Source organism: Streptomyces sp. HUAS 15-9 (assembly GCF_025642155.1).
Taxonomy (GTDB): domain Bacteria; phylum Actinomycetota; class Actinomycetes; order Streptomycetales; family Streptomycetaceae; genus Streptomyces.
Genome location: NZ_CP106798.1, coordinates 8,746,967 through 8,764,746, shown reverse-complemented (window position 1 = coordinate 8,764,746; position 17,780 = coordinate 8,746,967). Strand labels below are relative to the sequence as shown.

The 17,780-nt window shown below is 70.1% G+C and carries 8 protein-coding genes; 3 read left to right on the top strand and 5 right to left on the bottom strand.

Annotated features, from left to right (window positions below):
* Window positions 1-64: 64 nt before the first annotated feature.
* The 3 genes from N8I87_RS39685 to N8I87_RS39675 are packed head-to-tail and all read left to right on the top strand — an operon-like array spanning window position 65 to window position 2,058.
* Window positions 65-769: a helix-turn-helix transcriptional regulator gene (locus N8I87_RS39685; protein ID WP_263215789.1), complete on the top strand. Its 705-nt coding sequence runs from the start codon at window positions 65-67 to the stop codon at window positions 767-769.
* A 58-nt stretch (window positions 770-827) separates the two neighbouring features.
* Window positions 828-1,514 (top strand): GTP cyclohydrolase I FolE, encoded by a 687-nt coding sequence (folE, locus tag N8I87_RS39680; RefSeq protein WP_263215788.1) that lies wholly within the window; start codon window positions 828-830, stop codon window positions 1,512-1,514.
* A 22-nt stretch (window positions 1,515-1,536) separates the two neighbouring features.
* Window positions 1,537-2,058, top strand: coding sequence for a GNAT family N-acetyltransferase (locus N8I87_RS39675; RefSeq protein WP_411577342.1), 522 nt, complete (start codon window positions 1,537-1,539; stop codon window positions 2,056-2,058).
* A gap of 19 nt (window positions 2,059-2,077) precedes the next feature.
* Here N8I87_RS39675 and N8I87_RS39670 read toward each other — a convergent pair whose 3' ends face one another.
* The 5 genes from N8I87_RS39670 to N8I87_RS39650 form a co-directional block, all read right to left on the bottom strand.
* The gene (locus N8I87_RS39670; protein ID WP_263215787.1) at window positions 2,078-3,895 is read right to left on the bottom strand and encodes a hypothetical protein; all 1,818 of its coding nucleotides are present in this window, start codon (window positions 3,893-3,895) and stop codon (window positions 2,078-2,080) included.
* A 2-nt stretch (window positions 3,896-3,897) separates the two neighbouring features.
* Complete coding sequence (locus tag N8I87_RS39665) at window positions 3,898-9,159, bottom strand: hypothetical protein (RefSeq protein WP_263215786.1); 5,262 nt, start codon at window positions 9,157-9,159, stop codon at window positions 3,898-3,900.
* Complete coding sequence (locus tag N8I87_RS39660) at window positions 9,152-12,496, bottom strand: hypothetical protein (protein ID WP_263215785.1); 3,345 nt, start codon at window positions 12,494-12,496, stop codon at window positions 9,152-9,154. Before N8I87_RS39660 ends, N8I87_RS39665 begins: the two co-directional genes overlap by 8 nt.
* Before the next feature lie 127 nt (window positions 12,497-12,623).
* Window positions 12,624-16,040: a DUF6603 domain-containing protein gene (locus N8I87_RS39655; protein ID WP_263215783.1), complete on the bottom strand. Its 3,417-nt coding sequence runs from the start codon at window positions 16,038-16,040 to the stop codon at window positions 12,624-12,626.
* Window positions 16,033-17,697, bottom strand: a complete 1,665-nt coding sequence (locus N8I87_RS39650) for a hypothetical protein (protein WP_263215781.1) — start codon at window positions 17,695-17,697, stop codon at window positions 16,033-16,035. Before N8I87_RS39650 ends, N8I87_RS39655 begins: the two co-directional genes overlap by 8 nt.
* Between the last annotated feature and the right edge of the window lie 83 nt (window positions 17,698-17,780).

The window sequence follows — 17,780 nt, the reverse complement described above, 5'->3', positions numbered from 1 at the left end:
CAACTCTCACTAACGATAGAAGCGCGCAAACCTTCTTTAGTCAATCGCGATTGGTTTTACACTGGTGTTCGTGGACCACTCGAAGGAAGCACCCCGCTCCGCCGTCTCCGCCGTCGCCGCGCTCGACGAGCCGACCCGCAGGAGGCTGTACGACCACGTCGTGCGCCAGCCGGGGCCGGTCAGCCGCGACGAAGCCGCCGAGGCCCTGGGCCTTGCACGGCAGACCGCGGCCTTCCACCTGGACCGACTGGCCGACGAATCACTGCTCGACGTCGTCTACGAACGGCGCAGCGGACGCACCGGCCCGGGGGCGGGCCGACCCGCCAAGCTCTACAAACGCTCCAGCGAGCAGGTCACCGTCAGCCTGCCCGAGCGGCACTACGAGCTGGCCGGACGGCTCCTCGCCCAGGCTCTGGAGGAATCCGAAGCCACCGGTGAACCGGTTCGTTCGGTCCTGCACCGAAAGGCCTATGAGCTGGGCACACAGCTCCCCGGACCGGGCCGGGCAGATGTGTTCACCGTGCTGGAGGAGAACGGCTTCGAACCCCGCCGTGACGGTGACGCCATCGTCCTGGGCAACTGCCCCTTCCACACGCTCGCCCGCGAACACACCCAGACGGTGTGCGGCATGAACCTCCATCTGCTTCGCGGCGTGTTGGAAGGGCTCGCCGAGAGCGGCCTCCAGGCGTGCCTGGCGCCCAGTCCCGGTCACTGCTGCGTCCGTCTGGAGCCGGCTTCCTCACCACCCACGGGCGTGCGCCCGTCCTGAGACATAACACCACCCGTCACCCGCCACCCGCAGTTCGACATCCCACGAGGAGTACGTCATGGACGCCACCGCACCGATCACGGCCTCGGCATCAGAAACGGCTGGTGTTCCTCCCCGCTTCGCGGGCATTCCCAGGCCCCAAACGACGATGCCGTCCGCCACCGCGCTGCGCGTCGTCCACGACACCGACGGCATGGACCTGCCCGCCGCAGAACGCGCCGCCGCACGGTTTCTTGAAGCGCTCGGCATCCAAACCGACACCGAGAGCCTGCACGGCACCCCCGGCCGCATGGCCCGCGCCTATGCGGAACTGTTCAGCCCGCGCCCCTTCGACCTGACGACCTTCCCCAACGACGAGGGCTACGACGAGCTGGTGCTGGCGCGTAACATCCCTGTCCGATCGGTGTGCGAGCACCATATGCTGCCCGTCGTCGGCACCGCTCACGTCGGCTACCTGCCCGGCCAACGCATCCTCGGCCTGTCCAAACTGGCCCGGGTCGTCGAACACTTCGCCTGCCGCCCCCAGGTCCAGGAACGCCTGACCAAGCAGGTCGCCGACTGGCTGCACACCCACCTCGAGCCCAAGGGCGTCGGGGTCGTGATCGAAGCCGAACACACCTGTATGACCCTGCGCGGAGTCCAGGCCACCGGCTCCAGTACCCTCACCTCCACTCTCCTCGGCACACTCCGCCACGACGCCCGCTCACGCGCCGAATTCCTCACGCTCACAGGCATGCCCACCTGACCCCCAGCCGTCAGTACCGGCCGTGCCTTCGGTCAGACCTACGCGCCGCCGTCGTCATCGTCGAGCCCGTCACGTACGGATCGCGCAGCGATCGCAGGCTCCCGCCGACCGGGGCGACGGCAACCGCGGGTGGCGGCAGTCCGACCTCGAACCGTGGGCGACTATGAACGCCGACCCCCAAGTCCGAGAACACCTGGGGGAACTGCTGACGCGTGAGCAGAGCGATGCCACGGTGGCACAGATGCAGGCCGAATTCGACGAGCGGGGCTTTGGGCGGTGGGCACTGGCAGCACGCGAGTCCGGGAAGTTCATCGGCCGCATCGGCCTGGACGATCTACGCCCCAGGTGCGGGCGGCACTCGCCGCGGCTCGGGGTGGGCTGCGCAGGACGGCGCCCTGCCTCGCCTTCACTCCCCCACGGGTCGCTCAGGGGTGTCGAGCCATCCCTGTTCTCCTTGGTGGCTGACCGTCAGGCCGACGCGGTCGATGCCAGGTCTTCCCTCAGCGTCCCACCAACGGTACGCGGCCCCAACCACGTCCCATAGCTCGCGGGTCGGCGCCGGATTACTCCTGTTCCGCCGCGGGCTGATCCACCAGGCGGTCCCAGTCCAGTGAGCTCGAACCTTCGCCCCGGCCGGTCGAGCGCCGGACGCCGTACCAGACCACGACGCGTCCGTTCGGCATGCGGGTCCGGTTGTAGGCGGCGGAGAGCCTGGTCCCCGCGCGTGGTACCTCCTCCTCGTGTACGAAGTACGGTTGATCGGCGCCCAGGCCCTGGCCCAGCATTGTGGTCCGTGGCCGCACCGGCACCGGCGGCGCCGTGGTGCCGTCGAGTACGCGGGGCATGGCACCGCGCTGCAGCTGGATCTCCCGATTGTCGCCCGGCACGTGCACCGGGATGAACGGAATCCAGTTCTCCGGCACCGTGTTCATCGCCTCGTACGCGATAGGCGCCGACGGGGCCGGTGGCGTGTGGGGAGGGGCGAGCAGTCGACGGTGTGCCAGGGTCTCGCGCGCCGCCTCCTCGCCCCTCAGTGAGTCGCCGGTGGCCAGCAGCACCGAGCGTTCGACGCCCCAGACCATGTTGGCGGCTTCGTCGCGGATCAGCACGACCTCCTCGAGTGTCGGTCCGTCGGCCACTCCGGGCACGCTCGGCGGCAGGAAGAACCCGGTGTCGGCGGCGACCGGCGTCTCACCCTGGATGTCCAGGTTGAACATCGACCATCGCTGCCAGTCGTCGTCAGGGCCGGCGCCTGCGGGCTCGACCCAGAACCGCCGGCCGAATACGTCGGTCACGACCATTCCGTCGACGCGGGCCAGTGTCCCCGTGTCGAGGTCGCACGGCAGCACGAACCAGTCGTTGCTGTAGGCCAGCGCGAACTCCATGAACAGCAACCGGATGAGGTCGGTGGTGTCAGCGGTGATGGCGCCGAAGTCAGTGCGCCCGTCCTCCATCGCCCACAGCCGGGGCAACGGCATGCCTGAGAACCGTACGGCGCCCGGCACCGCGGTACGAATCACCTCCCCCGGCGCACCGGTGGCGCCCAGCGTCAGCCCGGACGTGTCATAGGAGAAGGCGTGCCAGTCGAGGTGCCCGCCCGGATACTCCTCCGCGGCGAGCACGGTTTCGCCGGAGGCCTCGGGCGCGGCCAGGTCGAAGCGATGCTCGAGCCGGGACGGGTCGTACGCCTCGGCGGCGGGCGGCTGCGCGATCAGGTCGTCGAACCATCCGACGAACCTCGGGATCAGCGCGTCGAGCTGCCGCTTCTGGGGCTCGGAGACCGCTCCCTGAATGCCGTCCCAGGCGTGCCCGCCGTTCTTCAGGTGCGCATAGAGCTCGTAGCCGTCCATGGCCCGACCGGCGACTGCCTGCATCGTCGCCCACACCTCGGGGTGCGCCACCAGGAAGGTGTCCGCCTCGGCCGCCGGGTCGGGCAGCCGGATCGGCCAGCGCTTGACGTAGGAACCGCGATGGGGCAACGGCGCCAGCTTCAGCCACCTGCGCCCCATGGCCAGCCGCAGATCGAAGGAGACCGGGTCGGCGCCGATCCGGAAGGGCAGCGGGCGACGCTCCACCACGGTCTCCAACGGCAGCCCGCTCGGCAGGTCTCCGGGCTGGGTCTCCCGGGGGCGGTAGCGGCCCGGCTGGGTGGTGCGCATGTGGTACTTCGCGGTGACCGGAGTGCCGGCGTCCTCCCCCTGGAACTCGCCGAACTGCCACTGCCGGGTGAGCATCCACAACGGGTCGCGGACCTCGGCCCGCAGCGCGCGCCCGAACTCGGTGCTCCGCGGCCTGCCTTCCAGCCGGTTCCACACCGTCACCGTGGGGAATTCGCGTGCCGCGAGCGCGGCCCGCATGTCCTGGATGGGGGTACGAACCATGGTCAGCCCCTCGCGGGTCTCAATGGGCCGCTCGCCGGCGGCTGATCGTTGTTGATGGAGAGATCGGTGGAGATCGTGATCGGGGACGCGGTCGCCGTCATGACCGTGGCGGGCAACAACTGCGCGTACGCCGTTGCGTCGATCTGGGTGGGTTCGACGGCGCGCGACCGGGCCAGGTCGAGCGTCTCGTGCAGCGCGGCAACCAGGTCGTCCCAGTTCCAGGCGCCCGTGCGCTTGGGCGGCGCGACGAGCAGCATGGCCTGCGGCGGCTCCGAGCCGGGTCGGTCGTAGTGCAGGGCGATACCGGTGGTCTCCGCCTTCGCGGGGAGCGTCTCGGTCCATTCGTCGATCAGCAGCGCGCAGAAGGTGTCGTGAGGGTTCGGCTGGTCGCTGTAGTGCGCGGTGTAGAGCAGCCGGTCGCTCCTGAGCTGGTAGCTCGCGGGCAGTTCCATGGCCAGCCATGGGGCGCTCTCCTCGAACGGGAACTGTACGGGGAGCAGTTCGGGCTCGTCCCCGTCGAGCGCGTCGGTCAGCAGCGTGACCCGCTCCCACACGCTCAGCCGGGGCCGGACCCGGGCTACACCGTGCAGCCAGTCGTCCACCGGGAAGTCACGGTCCAGATGATCCGTGAGCTCACCCCGCCTGGATGCGAGGTACCCGTCGCGCCAGCTGTCACCGAGGTCGTCAGGCACGGTGAACTCGTGGACCGCGAGCGCGTCCGGGCCGATCAGCGCCCGGATTGCGGCCACCGCGGCCGTGGCCCGGTCCTTGCCGGCGGCCACCGCGTCGTAGCGGGCGAGCTCCGCATCGGCCGCGGTCAACCGTTCGCCGACGTCCGCCCGCAGGTCCGCGGCGCGCGCCGCGAGCCCGGTCAGGAACACGATCACCGCATCCTCGGTCGGTGTGAGATCCAGCCCCTGCGGATCGAACGCGGTGATCGGTTGCAGGGCGCTCACGTCGTGCAGCAGCCCGGACAGGGTCGAGCGGTTCGTCTTCGCGATCGCCTCCAGCCCGGAACGGCGGACGTCGAACGTGGCGCGCCGGCCGGCCACGATCCCCCGCAGTTGCTGTGGCGTGCGCGGCCGTGGGCTTGTCGGCGTGGTGGTCAGCAGCCGCTCGGCCTGCTGCAGCAGGCCGAACCTGACCTCGGCCGACGTGCCCGCGGGCAGCGCGTCGTCCGCCGCGATCTTGGCGTCCGCCGCGGCCAGCGTGACCGTCATACGGTCGGCCACCACGTCCACCGCGGCGAGCACCTCGCGGAACCGGTCGCCCCGCCACTGGGCCAGCTCGCCCCAGCCGCTGCGCACCATGCCGAAGCCCGCTGCGGAGATCGCAAGCTCGGCCATCCTGACCAGGTAGTCGTCGACGTCGGACAGTAGCTCGACGCGGCTCTCAACGGGATCGGCCAGCGGTGCGCCGAGATCCTCGATGAACTCGTCCAGATCTTCGGCGAAGTCGTGCATGGCCTCGCGCACGGCGGCGGGCCGGGCCCGGGGCAGGTCCACGTTCTCATCGAGCGCGGAGCCGGTCGTCTCGGTGCCCGACTGCGGCACGAGGTCGCTCGGCCGGAGCGGGCGGGCCGTGAGCAGTAGCTGCCGCAGTGCTGAGATGAGCGGGGACAGTTCGAAGAGCGTGATCTTGCCCTGGATGCGGTCGGTGTACCGGATGAGTGGCTCGGCATCGGGGCGGATGGTGCCCGTCTGCATCACCCGGCCGAGGATCCGGTCGTCCAGGTCGGTCATCGCCGCGGCGTCGTCCGGCCGCAGCGCCCACAGCAGATCGATCGGCTGCATCCCGAGCTCTGCCAGGCTGACCACCCGGTCGCGTTCGTCGCCGGTCCGCGGGTCCGTCCAGGTCACACGGCAGGCCAGCTGGCCATGCCCCGGCAGCAGCCGGGCCAGCCAGTCGTTGATGCCGGGCTCACCGCGGCCACGCGGGGTCATGTGCCCGCCGGCCACCGGTGAGATCTTGGGCGGGCGCCCGGCACGAACGTGCAGACCGACCCGGTGGTTCAGGCTGACGCCGCTGCGCGGTGTCGCGGTCACGACCGGTTCGGGCGGGAAGCCCGACTTGGTGTAGGCCTCGAAGACGGCGCCGGCGCGGTCCGGGTTGCCGAGTACGGCCTGGTGCACGCCTTCCGCGACAGCCAGGTCGGCCAGCGCGTCGTGGATCTCCACGAGCCGCTGGACCTCCTCTTCGATGGCCTGGGCCTGTACCGGCTCGGCCGGCGGCAGCTCCGGGTGCCCGAACGGGTACGTGGCCGGACCGGTGCGTGTGACGTGCCGTACGAGCTCAAGCCCGTCGATCACATTGCGCGCCTCCACCTGCTCGATCGCGGTGCCCGCGGGCGGCTCGGTGCCCGGCAGCTTCGTGGCAACCAGCGGGAACGCCATGCGCAACGCGGCGATGAAGAAGTCGACTTCGGCTACATCGTGCTTGTCGTGCAGCCCGCGCTCGAACCGGTAGCCGAGCAGGGCGCCGAGTGACTGCCCTGAACGGATGCCCTCGATGAACGACAATGCGATACGTACGCGCTCGGAGTTGAGGTTGACCGCCATGGTGCCCGGGTTGTCGGAGCCTCCGTTGGCCAGGTAGCCGGTGCGCAACAGCGCCGCGGTCGTGGCGTGGTTCAACGAGGGCGTATGGATGTGCCCGCCGCTCGCCGGGTCCCGCAACAGCGGGCCGCTCCCCGGCGGGGTGAAGATCTGAGCGAGCCGACCGGTGAGTTGTACCTGCTCGAACGCGCCGCGGGGGCGGATGTTCTCCAGCCAGCCGAAGGCTCCGAGGTGCAGCCCGGTCGTGGCAGGACCGCTGCCGGTCGCCCCGTATCGCATGGTGAACAGCCGCTCGGTGGCAAGTCCAAGCCGCCAGGCGTCCAGCCGGTAGGTGGAGCAGTCGATGTGTTCGGCGAGTGCGCGCTCCAGCCGCGCGGTCGGCACCTGCGCCAGCAGGTCGAGGGCGTCGAGCTGCTCGGCCAGGTCGACCGTGGCCGGGCGCTGCCCGATGACCTGAGGGATGAAGTCGGCGATCAGTGTGTTGGGCGCGCCCGTCACGTCGGGGTCGGGGGCGTACAGCCGTCCGTACCGGCTCTCGCTGACCTGGGTCCGGGTGCTGATGTGCACGAACGGCTGCTCGCGACGCGCAGCGAGCAGTTGGGCCTCGTCGGTGCCGTGCGCGGCTGCCGACAGCCGCAACGCCGCCTCGTCGTACGCCGTGAGTACGGCATGCCGCAGCAGCAGGTAGAGCAGCGCGGTGGGTCTTCCGCCACTGAACCCGTCTTCACGGCGTACGGCGTTGAAGTCGGCTCGCGCAAAGTGCGCAAGCCAGGCGAGGTAGTTGCGGCCGTCGTCGGAGGAGACGCGCACCGGTCGGCTCTCCGACATCGGAAGGTCGTCCACGATCGGGCCACGCAGCGCGTGCTGGCGGCCCGTGAACAGCCGCGTGGACGCGTCGGGATCGGGCCGCTGCGGGTCGTAGCCGAGGTGGGTGAGGAGTGTACGGATGCGCCCCCGGACGTTGAGCGTGTCCAGCGCGGTGAGGACGTCCGTGCCGGAGCCCTCCAGGTTCAGCCGGTTGAAGTAGTCCTCGGCGCTCTGCCCGTAGCGCTGGTGGAACTCCACCGAGGCCGGGTGCGCGGCGAGCAGGTCAAGCAGCAGCTGGTGGGGGTCTGTGTCCTGGCCCAAGTGCGGCACCCCGGCCGCGAGCTGCTGCCAGTCGCCTGCCATGGTCTGCAGCACGGTGTGCATGCGCCTGCGGTGCGCTGCGGCGGTGTCGTTGTCGGCCCAGGCCATTCGGGAGAAGGCGGTCGTGACCAGCAGCCCGTACGGCTGCCTGCCCACTTGCACGGAGGGCAGCGGACCGCGGCCGCTGACGTACCGGGTGAAGAAGGACCGGGTGGCGTCCACGGCAGCGGTCGCGAAGACCGGGTTGAGCATGGTGTGCAGATGGTAGCCCCAGGTGGCGGGCCACAGTGCGGTGTTCATCGCCCGCGCCTCACGCGTGTCGGTGCTGTCGGCGCCGATCAGCTGCCGGGTCACCTCGGGGTTGATGCCGAGCAGCTCGGCCAGCCACTGGCCGTCGGTCTTGCCCCGCCAGTCCCCCGGTGGCGCGGGAGATGCCGGGCCCTCGAACACGGCGGCGTAGCTCTCCTCGGCCTCGTCGCCGGTGCCGTGACCGGACTGCGCGTCACCCGTGTTGTTGGTGGGCGTTCCCTGGCGCAGCAGCCGGTAGCCTGCACGGCTCGTCGACTGCCGGGCGATCAGTCCCTCCAGCTCGGCCTTGGCCTGTGTGGGGCCGGACTTGACGCGTACACCGATCGCGATGAGCCGGTCCAGGCCTCCCCTGATCGCGTCGGTCAGCGGGATGCGGAATCCCATTCCGGCCTGGACCGCGCTGGTGAAGTCGGTCAGCCAGGCGAGCGCCGGGGGCACCTTCAGGTCGCCGTTCTGTGCTCGCAGCTGGTCCGCCGGCGGCGTCGAGGGGTCCGGGCTGACGGCGAGTTCGTCCGGCACGGTGCCGCCCGTGACGTTCACGACCAGTTGGCCGCCCACGTATCCGAGCAGGGTGAACCGGTCGGGCAGCAGCCTGGCCTTGGCTGCGACCGTCCACGACGAGCTCTTGGTCTCCCCGGTCTGTGCCTTCGGCATGTCCAGGAAGGCCACCGTGACGTGGGCAGTCGCCACACCGCCCGGAGGCACCTGGGTCATACCCGCCGGCCGGCGTGCGCGGATCCGGACGGCGCGGGTGGGGCCGACCGCCGACTGCAGGTCCGAGTCGGCGGCCTGCACTGCGGCTTTGGCGCCGGCTGCCCGGTAGATCGCCGTCCAGTAGGTGCGGGCAGACGGCCGGTCGGCCGCCGCCAGCGGATCGTCGTCCGCGATCACCAGGATGACGTGGTCGAGCCCGCTACGGTGCGGCTCGTCCTGTGGGTTGAGCGGTTTGCGGTTCTCAGCGATCCATTGGGCCCGCCCGGCGCCCGCGCTGTTCACCAGGTCGCGCCAGGCGGACAGGCGCAGCGCGCGGTCGCCCCCGGCCTGCCACACCTTGCGCCAGTAACCGAAGGCGAGCTCGTGTTCGTGGTTCGTGCGCTTGGGCTCGAACGCGTCGACGGCCCACTCGTCGGGGAACACCCGCACCAGCAGCTCGGTGGGGGTGAACACCGTCTCCAGGCGCACCGGTCCGAGCAGCATCGGGTAGGCGTCGCTGAGGTTGCCCGGGATGGGGGCCACGGCCGGCTCGATTGGCCGCGAGTCTGGTTCAGCCATCGCCGAGCATCTCCCTCGCGTGCACGGCGACCAACACGGGCGCCTGATAGAGGATGTAGGCCAGGTCGCCCGCGCCGATCTGGGCGCTCCAGACGATGTCCTTGTCCTCCGCGTACTGCTCCTGCTTCTCGGCGTCCGCCGGAGCGGTGGGCTCTTCCAGCGTGAGCACCGGGGTACTCGCGTCGAGTTTCAGGTAGCGCGGCGCGCCGCTGGGCGGCCCGGTGAGTACGTCGGGCCAGGCCAGGTCGTTCCATACCTGCAGCCTGCCCGCGCGGTTGATGTCCAGGCCGAACCTCGGGTCCCCGGGGCGTTCCTTGAGTACGAAGAACCAGCCGGGGTCGTCGTCCGGATGCTCGCCGGACTCGCCCCTGGCCTCGTCCTCGTTGAGGTCGAAGCCGAAGAAGTAGATGTCGGGCGCGGCCTTGGCCTCGTACAACGGCAGTTTGACGATGTCCTCCGACGGCTCGGTGGCAGTGGGGTCGAGGTCTTTGAGCTTGCGCTCCTGGGAGGGATCGGGGGTTCCGTCGGGGTGGGTGCGCCACTCGGCGCGGTGCGCGTAGACCACCGTGGTCGGATACTTCTTCAGCAGCTCGCCGCGGATCACCAGCACGAGTTCGTCGTCCTTCTCGCCGTTGATCTCGCGGTTGTCGTGGTCCCCCAGCTCCGACTCCGCGGTCCAGGTGTGGATCGGCGGGATGTCGAGCAGTCGCTCGCGCCTCTCCTGTGCCGACTCGCCCGGCTTGGAGCGGACCCCTCGTACGTCCCAGAACTGCGCGAAGGGCGTGCCGCGCTGGTCGGTCGGGTATTCGCGCCACAGCAGTTCGCGCGCCATCTCGTGGTTCAGGCCGACCATGTAGGACTCGATAAACCGCTGGTTGGTCTCCAGCAGCGTGATGCTGTCGCGCGGCACCAGGTTCAGGTTCGGCAGGAAGAACTCGCTGGACAGGTCCATCAAGGGTTGGAACATCGGCAGGTCGATCACCGGGTAGGCCATTGCCTCGACCATCGTGGCCGGGGTCGGCAGCAGTGCCCGCGGCGTGGGGGCAGGCGATGCCGGGTCCGACACCGGCGACAGGTCCCTCTCGTTGGAGTGCGGGTAGTGGATGCCGGCCAGGACCCGGCGCGGGATCGTGCGGTCGGGGTGCAGCGCGTCGAGTGTCCCGGTGCCGATCGCGGTCAGGTTCACGGCCTTGCGCTCCGGCGTCTGCCCGGCGATCGCGGAGCCGTTGAACACCCCGTACGCCGCGTTCAGCGCCTGCTTGAAGCGGGTTGCCTCTGGGCTGTCGGTGCCACCCGCGTGCGGGGTGACGCCCTCGCCGGGCAGCGAGATGACGAAGTCTGCGCTGTTCGGCAGTCCGGGCACCGGGTTGGGGACGAGGACGGTGCCGCCGGTGGCGTTCATGCCTGCGGGACCCCTCGCGCCTGGTGCGCCCTCGCCGGCGCTGGTGACGCCGATGACCGGGCCCTCGAGCCCCGACTCCAGGGTGTCGACGGTGGTCACGCCGGTCGGCGCCACCTTGCGCGGCGCGGCCCGTACCTGGTCCTGGTTCATCCGGTCGAGCAGGCTGGGCGGCGGGCCGCCGTCCTGGAGGAGGTTCCCTCCGCCTCCGCCACCGAGGGGAGGCAGGCGCCGCATGAGCCGCGAACCCGGCCGGGTCTGCCTGCGCATCGCCGGTGACACGGGAGCCCCGGCGATCCGGCTGCGGGCGAACTGCTCGGCCACGGTGACCGGTTCGGCGGTATCCATGGGCGCCACGTCGTCGCTGGCCACCCCGGAACCGGCGATGACGGCGTCGGTAACCACACGGGAGTGCACGGGCGCAGTCATCGCCAGGATCTGTGCGGGAGCGACCTGGTTCAGCGTCTTCAAGTGCCCGCTGTGCAGCGCGTGCGACACCTCTCGCGCCACTTGGGCGCCGCGGATCCGCTTGTTGGCCTCCAGCACGTCGCCGATCTGCGCCCACGCGGCCTGCATGTACGCCTCTTGGTGCTCGCGTACGACGCGTGCGCCGATGCCCGCCGCGGCCCGGAACCGGGGGTCGAGGTTGAGCTCGTGCACCCAGTTGCGCGGGTGCGGCAGCGGATTGCCGCTCTCATTGGTGAGCAGCCGTGAGGTGAGCGCGTGCCAGCGCCCGTACAGCGGCGGGGTCACCAACGGGTCGGGGCCGGCGTCGGCGACGCTCGCCAGGTCCACCGGGCCCCCGGCGATCTGCTGATGCGCGGTGAGGGGCTGTTCTTGGGTGTAGGTCTGGCTCAGGTTGATCAGTGTGGCGAGCGCGGTCTGGAACGGGTGTGGGTACGGCTCGTCCCAGTTCTCGTACTTGTTCTGCTCGTCGAGCTCCTCCGGGGACAGTGACGACTCGGGGACCTTGAGTGCACCGCCCAGCCGCAGCACACGGTCCAGCCCGGGGTCCGTGGGCGTGGCTGGCGGCAGCCCGGCGCCCGGCTCCTGGGTGTCCATGTCGCGGTTGCCCACGCGGGCGTCCGGGGACCGCGGTTTCAGCAGCCTGACCAGGTATTCGAAGTCGCCGGTCGGCGCCGTACGGAACGACCACCGGTGGTAGACGGGGAGGTTGCCCGGCTCCGGCCGCCCGGAGTACGAGGACCAGCTCGAGTGCAGCGCACCGGGCGCACCCGCCGGGTCGTGCCCGAGCCCAGCCAGCCGTCCGGTCTCGAACGCCGGGACCAGGAAGGCGTGGTAGGCGACCACCGGGTCCAGCCTGCGCGGGCACATCAGGCGTGAGCAGGCCAGGTCGGGGTTCTCTCCGAGGGTGGCGGCGAGCTGCGGCAGAACCGCGCCCATGTCGTTCGTGGCGGTGTGCCCGGACGTGATCTCGCGGTTGACGTGGACGTGGGCGAACGCGCCCACTTGGTCGGGGGGCGGCAGCGCAGCGAGGTCGTCGACCGTGATGAAGGGCAGCGGGCGGCCGGGCGGCATGCCCGCGTCCTCGAACTCCTCCTCGGTGAGCACGATCAGCGCCAGCCATGGCGCCAACCGTCCGGTCGTGGCATGGGGCACCGCCGGACTGTAGCGCCAGCAGTAGTCCTCCTCGTAGAACTCGATAAACGCGAGGTAGTTGGGGTCGAAGTTGGTCACCCAGTCACGCGGCTCGGTGCGGACGATGGCCCGCGGGTCGATCCCGATCACGTCGCCCGGCCCGTAGAGCTGGACGTTGTGCCCCACCTCCTGAGTGAGGGTGGCGCCTCCCGTCCGTGGGGTGCCGTCGATCCGAAGCTTGACCTCGATGCTGGCGCGGGAGGCCGAGCCCGGGTCCGCGCTGATCTGGGTGGCGATGCCACGGCGCAGCCAGGGCAGGAACGAATATGCGCTGCTCATCGGTTGCTCGCCTTCCTCTCTTCGGTCGTGGCGGAGGTGCGCGCACGCACACCGAGCAGGAAGTGCAGGAGGTGTTGCGCCAAGCGGTATCCCCCACTCGGCTCGCTGCGTTCGGGTCGCTCCTCGCTCATGACAGGGCCTCCGAGGCGGGGATGACGTGCAGGGTGCCGTCCAGTGCGGGGGCGTCGGCCACACGGTCGGCCAGATCCTGGGCGGCCAGGGCCTGGCTGGTGAAGGGGCCGCTGAGGCGGCGGTTGTTCAGCGTTTGGGCAACCACGTACGAGTCGCCGGTGACGGTGAGCCGCTGGCCCGCGGGTTCGCGCAGCGTCCGCTGGGCGGCGGCCAGGGGCGAGCGTGCAACGCTCGATCCGGCCATGAAGTGGTTGAACAGGGTGCCGTTGTAGTTCACGAAGGACTCGGACGGCTTGTCCGGCTGGGTGATGGTGTCGATGACGCTCTGCTCGTACCGGGCGCTGCGGCGCACCGCGCGCTGCGACGCCATCGCCACACCGTCCGGGCTCAACTCCAGTCCGGCGTGCTGCCGCTCGAATGCCCGGCGCGCCAGCTTGGCCGCGTCGTCCATGTTCTGGAACTGCGCGAGCGCGAACATCTCCTCCGCGTCGGACAGCTTGGTCAGCGCGGTGCCCGCCGGGTTCACCGCCAGCTTCGAGACGTCGGCCGCGTTCTCCGAGCCGACCTTGTCGACCTGGATGTCCAGCGGCACGGCGCGCTGGCGTACCAGCAGCGTGCCGAGCGGGTGAAGCACGAGCTCCGACTCGGCCTCGGCGAGCGCGCGCAGGGTGACCAGCGGCGCTCCGCCGGCGGGCGGCCTGGCTTGCCAGCCTTCCGGCTTGAGAAGCTCGCCTGCGAGCAGCGGCATGACGTTCACGGGCGGCAGCACGGTATCGCGCTCCTCGCCCCAGGTGATGTCGAAGTCGGCGGAGATCTCGAAGAAGAAGAACGAGATCGAGCCGGTGCCCCTGGCCCGCCATGGAGTGGGGCCGGACAGGGCGAACCGCAGCGAGATCGAGAACACCCCGACACCGAACGCCTTGAGTGACACCGAGGCGTGCACCTCGATGATGAACATGAACGGCGAGAACTGGAACAGGGCATCGAACCCGATGTGGCCCTCGATGCCGAACCCGCCGAACCCGAAGAACAGGTCGGCTTGCGCACCGAACTGCGCCGTGTTGCTCGTGACGGCGAAGTAGCCGGAGATCGTAATACGCCCGATGCCGCTGTTCAGTACGTCCACCGACACGCGGCGCGGGCTGGGGAAGGGCAGCGGCGGCGGCGCGAACGACGGGTGGAAACCGCCGACGCTGAGCACGAAGTTGGGATCCGCGCCGTATGCGACGAGCAGGCCCATCTCGCCGTTGATGGACATGGTCAGCACGCGGGAGCCGAACAGCGAGGCGAAAAAGAAGATCCGCTTCCTGTCGAATTCGATGGCGCCCGCGAAATTGACCTGCAGGATCAGCAGCGGCAGCTCCTCGGTGGGCAGCGCCACCTTGAGCACGCCGACGATCGCGATATTGCCGGGGATCTCGATGATCACCCCGAGGGAGACGCTGACCAGCGTCGGCGTTCCCCAGCCGAGCTTGGCCATCGGGCCGATCAGGAAGGTGCCCTCCTGCGGCGGGAAGAACGCCCTCAGATCGCTCAGGATGCGCGGAGCGTTCGCGACGATGTCGCGCGGGAACATGACCGACTCGATGGCACCGGTCCGTACGCCCTCCATCAGCGCGTCGAGTCGCATCGTGCGGTTGAGGCCGATGATGCCGCCGACCGCGATCAGCTTGAACCCGTAGCCGAGTTGCAGCCCGACACCACCGAACTCGGCGGTGAGCACGAGCAGTAGCGAGAAGCCCGACGAGCCGTCCGGCATGCGGGTGGTGATCAGGCCGATCGCCTTCACCGCGAGGAACTTCGCGAACTCCAGTTGCAGCACGCCCGCGTACTCGCCACGATCGGGATCGGCGAACAGGTACCCGCCGCCGGTGACGACACCGACGTCGAGCGAGAGGCCGACGCCGGTCGGGGGCTTGAAGCCGAAGGCCAGGTCGGCGGGGCCGAGGTTGCCACCGTTCCCCGGGAAACTCAGGTCGGCGCGGAGCCCGATCCGGTCCACCGCCGCCGAGACCGGGCCGAGCTTGGCGCTGAGGCCGGCGGACAGCTCGATCGGCAGCTTCCCTGCCTCGATCCTGGCGAGGAGATAGATCGCCTGGAGCTGCACCGGGCCGAGCTCGACGTGCACCGGAACCTGGATCTCGAGTCCGCCGCTGCCGTGGAAGCGCAGCCCCTGCTCCGGCGTGAAGGAGAACCCGACGTCGAACCGGCTCTCGAGGTGCAGTTGGCCGAGCAGCGTGGAGATGAAGCCGTCTCCTCCGGCGGTGTCGATGATCAGCTTGCCGCCGGTGACCTCACCCTCGGCGATGGGCCCGCCGCCGGCCTTGCCGGTACTGGGGTCGAACGTCAGCTTCACCCCGCCGGTGGCGCTCAGTCCGGCGAACTCCAGCCGACTGCCGCCCGCCGTACCGAGCAGAAGGAAGGGGGTGGGCGGCGTGGCCTTCAGCCCGGCGGTGATGGACGCCTCGAACGGGCCGGCGGGCGGGGTCAGTTTGAGGTCCAGCGGGGGGCGCAGCTCGCCGGACGCGTCGGCGGGCAGCGTGCCGGAGAGGCCGATCTCCGCGTTCCAGGTGGGCGGCGACACTGGGAAGGAGAAGGCGGTGGTCAGCGCGCCGGCCAGCATGACGGCGACCTTGAGCCCAGAGCCGTCGGCCGTGGGCTCCAGGTCGAAGGCGAAGATCTGCAGCCGGGGAGGCTCGGCGGCGGCACCGGGGGTGAACAGGACGGGCAGCCCCAGGCCCGCAACCATCGTTTCGATCACCAAGAGCAGCCGGCCCGCGTCGAAGTGGTCGGTGCCCCAGCCGTACAGGGTGCCGAGGTGTCCGACCGGGTTGGTGAGCGCGGGCAGAATCCGGTCCAGATGAACCGAGACCCGCTCGTGCGGGGGCTTCGACGGGTTCGTGTCGTCGCCGGGTACGAAGGTGCGCTCGATGATCCCGAAGACCAGTAACAGCGCCGACGCCGGAGCGGAGAGCTGGAGGATGTCGGCCAGCAGCAGGTCGACGATCTTGCGCGGCAGATTGTCGTTCAGCTCGGCGATCTGCGCCTCGGTGATGCCGGGCAGCGTGGGGCCCGCGGTGGCCAGCGCGTTCGCCAGCTCGGGCAGCGCCTCAACCACCCTCCCGAACTGGGTGATCAGAGCGAACGAGGCAGCGGCGATGGCAGCTTGGTCGCCGGCGGCGATCGCGGCGGTCAGCTGCTGGGTGAGCGGCCTGAGCTCCGCCCCACACCCGTACACGGTGAGCCGGGCCGCGCTGATCGTCGGCTCGGTCAGAAACGCGTCGGGGAAATGCACCCCGAGCTGCTCGAACGTATCGATCACGGAATCGTCGCCGAGTTTGTTCGTGATTCGGGTGAACACGCCGGCGAGTTCGGTGGCGACGCGCTCGATGCTTCCCGCGGCCTCAGCCATCGCCGCCGACCTCCTGTCGTACCGCGCCGAGCGCGAAGATGATCTCTTGCAGGGTGCGACCGCCGATGTCGGGAAGGACGCGGCGTACGCATTCCAGGTCGGTCCGGAGCGCGGGGGTCCCGCGAGCGGAGAGGACCGCGGCGAGTTCGTCGGCGCAATCGAGCAGGGGGCGGCCGTCGATGGTCTCGGGCAGCGCCAGCTCGGCACGGCTCACCATGTGCATGAGCAACTGGAGGAGCGCGGCGCCGCCGCGGTGGTGCCAGACGATGGTGACCCGGCGATCCCGGCGGATGAGCCGGACCACCTCCTCCCGGTGGTCTCGCCAGAAGGCGATCAGGACCCGCCCCGCATCGGATGCCTCCAGCCCGGCCCGAAGGGCCGCGAGGCCCTCCTCGGGCGGTCGGCCCTCGGCGAACCATGCGCCGGCGACGGGAGCCCGCAGGCCGCCCTCGCCGTCGCCGTCACCCGTGAACGCGGCGCGGGCGGCGGGTTCCGCGGCGATCCGCTGGGCGACCTCGGCCGGTACGGCGACGGTGCTGCCGCCGGGCACCGTGTGCACCTGGCCGGGCGCGGATGCTGTCGAGATCACCGTGTTGACGCTCTCGATGTCCTTCAGACGCTTCAGAGCCTTCGTCACAGGCATCGCGTACGCGGGAACCAGTTCAACCCCGGCCGGGGTCAGCGGCCGGGGTTGTTTCCCCTCGGCCAGCCGCTCGGCGTTCGTCTTGTCACGGCTGCGGATGATGCCCGTCACCTGGCAGGAACCCACGGCCGCGTCGTCCACCAGCGCCGATCCCGAGTCGCCCTCGGCGGCGAAGAACACGACGCTCCCCGACGTCGCCGCCGGGTTCGTGTTCGGGCGGATGACCAGCAGGTTCTCGACATCGGGACCGGTGGCCTGCAACCCGACGACGACCCCGCCGGTGAGTCCCGTGCGCCCGCCCCGCTTCCGTACGGCGAACGACTGTGTCTGGGCCTCGGCAGGTGTGATGTCGTGGATTCCGGTGACGAAGCCGATATCCGCGATTTCGCAGAGAAACTTCATGCCGGGCGAGAGCGCGATCAGGGCTTCGTCGCGGTCCGGCCTGTGCTCGCGCCCGGCCGCGTACTTCCCGATGGTGTCCTCGCAGCAACCGCTCGAACCGGCGGAACCCGACGGCTGACCCACCTTCGTGAAGCCCGTCGTGGGTGGCGAGATGTCCGTGCTGAAGATCACGTGACCGCAGGTGAGCCCGTATGCAATGTCGATGTTGACCGGGTCGGAGACGAAGCAGCCGAGCGTTCCGACCTCCTCGCTCCCCGGCATCGAGATCAGTAACCCGCCGGTCAACGGCCGGATGCGGGACTCGTCGAACTTCACCTCCTTGGGGAGCAGCGCGCCGTCCGCGATGACGGGGACCATGTCCCCGCCGACGACGACGTCGGTCTTGACGCCGTCGATCTCCTCGGGGATCCGCTGCTCCGGTGGGATCTCCGAAAGTGGGAGCTTGGCATCGACGTACACCTGGACGGCCAGTTCGCCGGTCGGCCTGCCTCCTGTCTCCTTGCCGCCGATGGCGACCAGATTCACGCCCGGCAGCGAGAGCAGCCACGCGGTGTACTCCTCCTTGACCCTGGCCACTTGGGCGATGGCCTCGCGATCGGATGCGTCACTCATGAGCAGGTACCCCCTTGTCCGCACCGCGCGCGAACGCCGGTGACGTGCGCCCGCCGAAGTCAGGCAGAGCCCGGCGCGCGCGT

Excerpts from the sequence above, each read along its gene's own strand:
- N8I87_RS39665 (WP_263215786.1), bottom strand. The coding sequence starts at position 9,159 with ATGGCTGAACCAGACTCGCGGCCAATCGAGCCGGCCGTGGCCCCCATC.
- N8I87_RS39655 (WP_263215783.1), bottom strand. The coding sequence starts at position 16,040 with ATGGCTGAGGCCGCGGGAAGCATCGAGCGCGTCGCCACCGAACTCGCC.
- N8I87_RS39650 (WP_263215781.1), bottom strand. The coding sequence starts at position 17,697 with ATGAGTGACGCATCCGATCGCGAGGCCATCGCCCAAGTGGCCAGGGTC.
- N8I87_RS39660 (WP_263215785.1), bottom strand. The coding sequence starts at position 12,496 with ATGAGCAGCGCATATTCGTTCCTGCCCTGGCTGCGCCGTGGCATCGCC.
- folE (WP_263215788.1), top strand. The coding sequence starts at position 828 with ATGGACGCCACCGCACCGATCACGGCCTCGGCATCAGAAACGGCTGGT.
- N8I87_RS39670 (WP_263215787.1), bottom strand. The coding sequence starts at position 3,895 with ATGGTTCGTACCCCCATCCAGGACATGCGGGCCGCGCTCGCGGCACGC.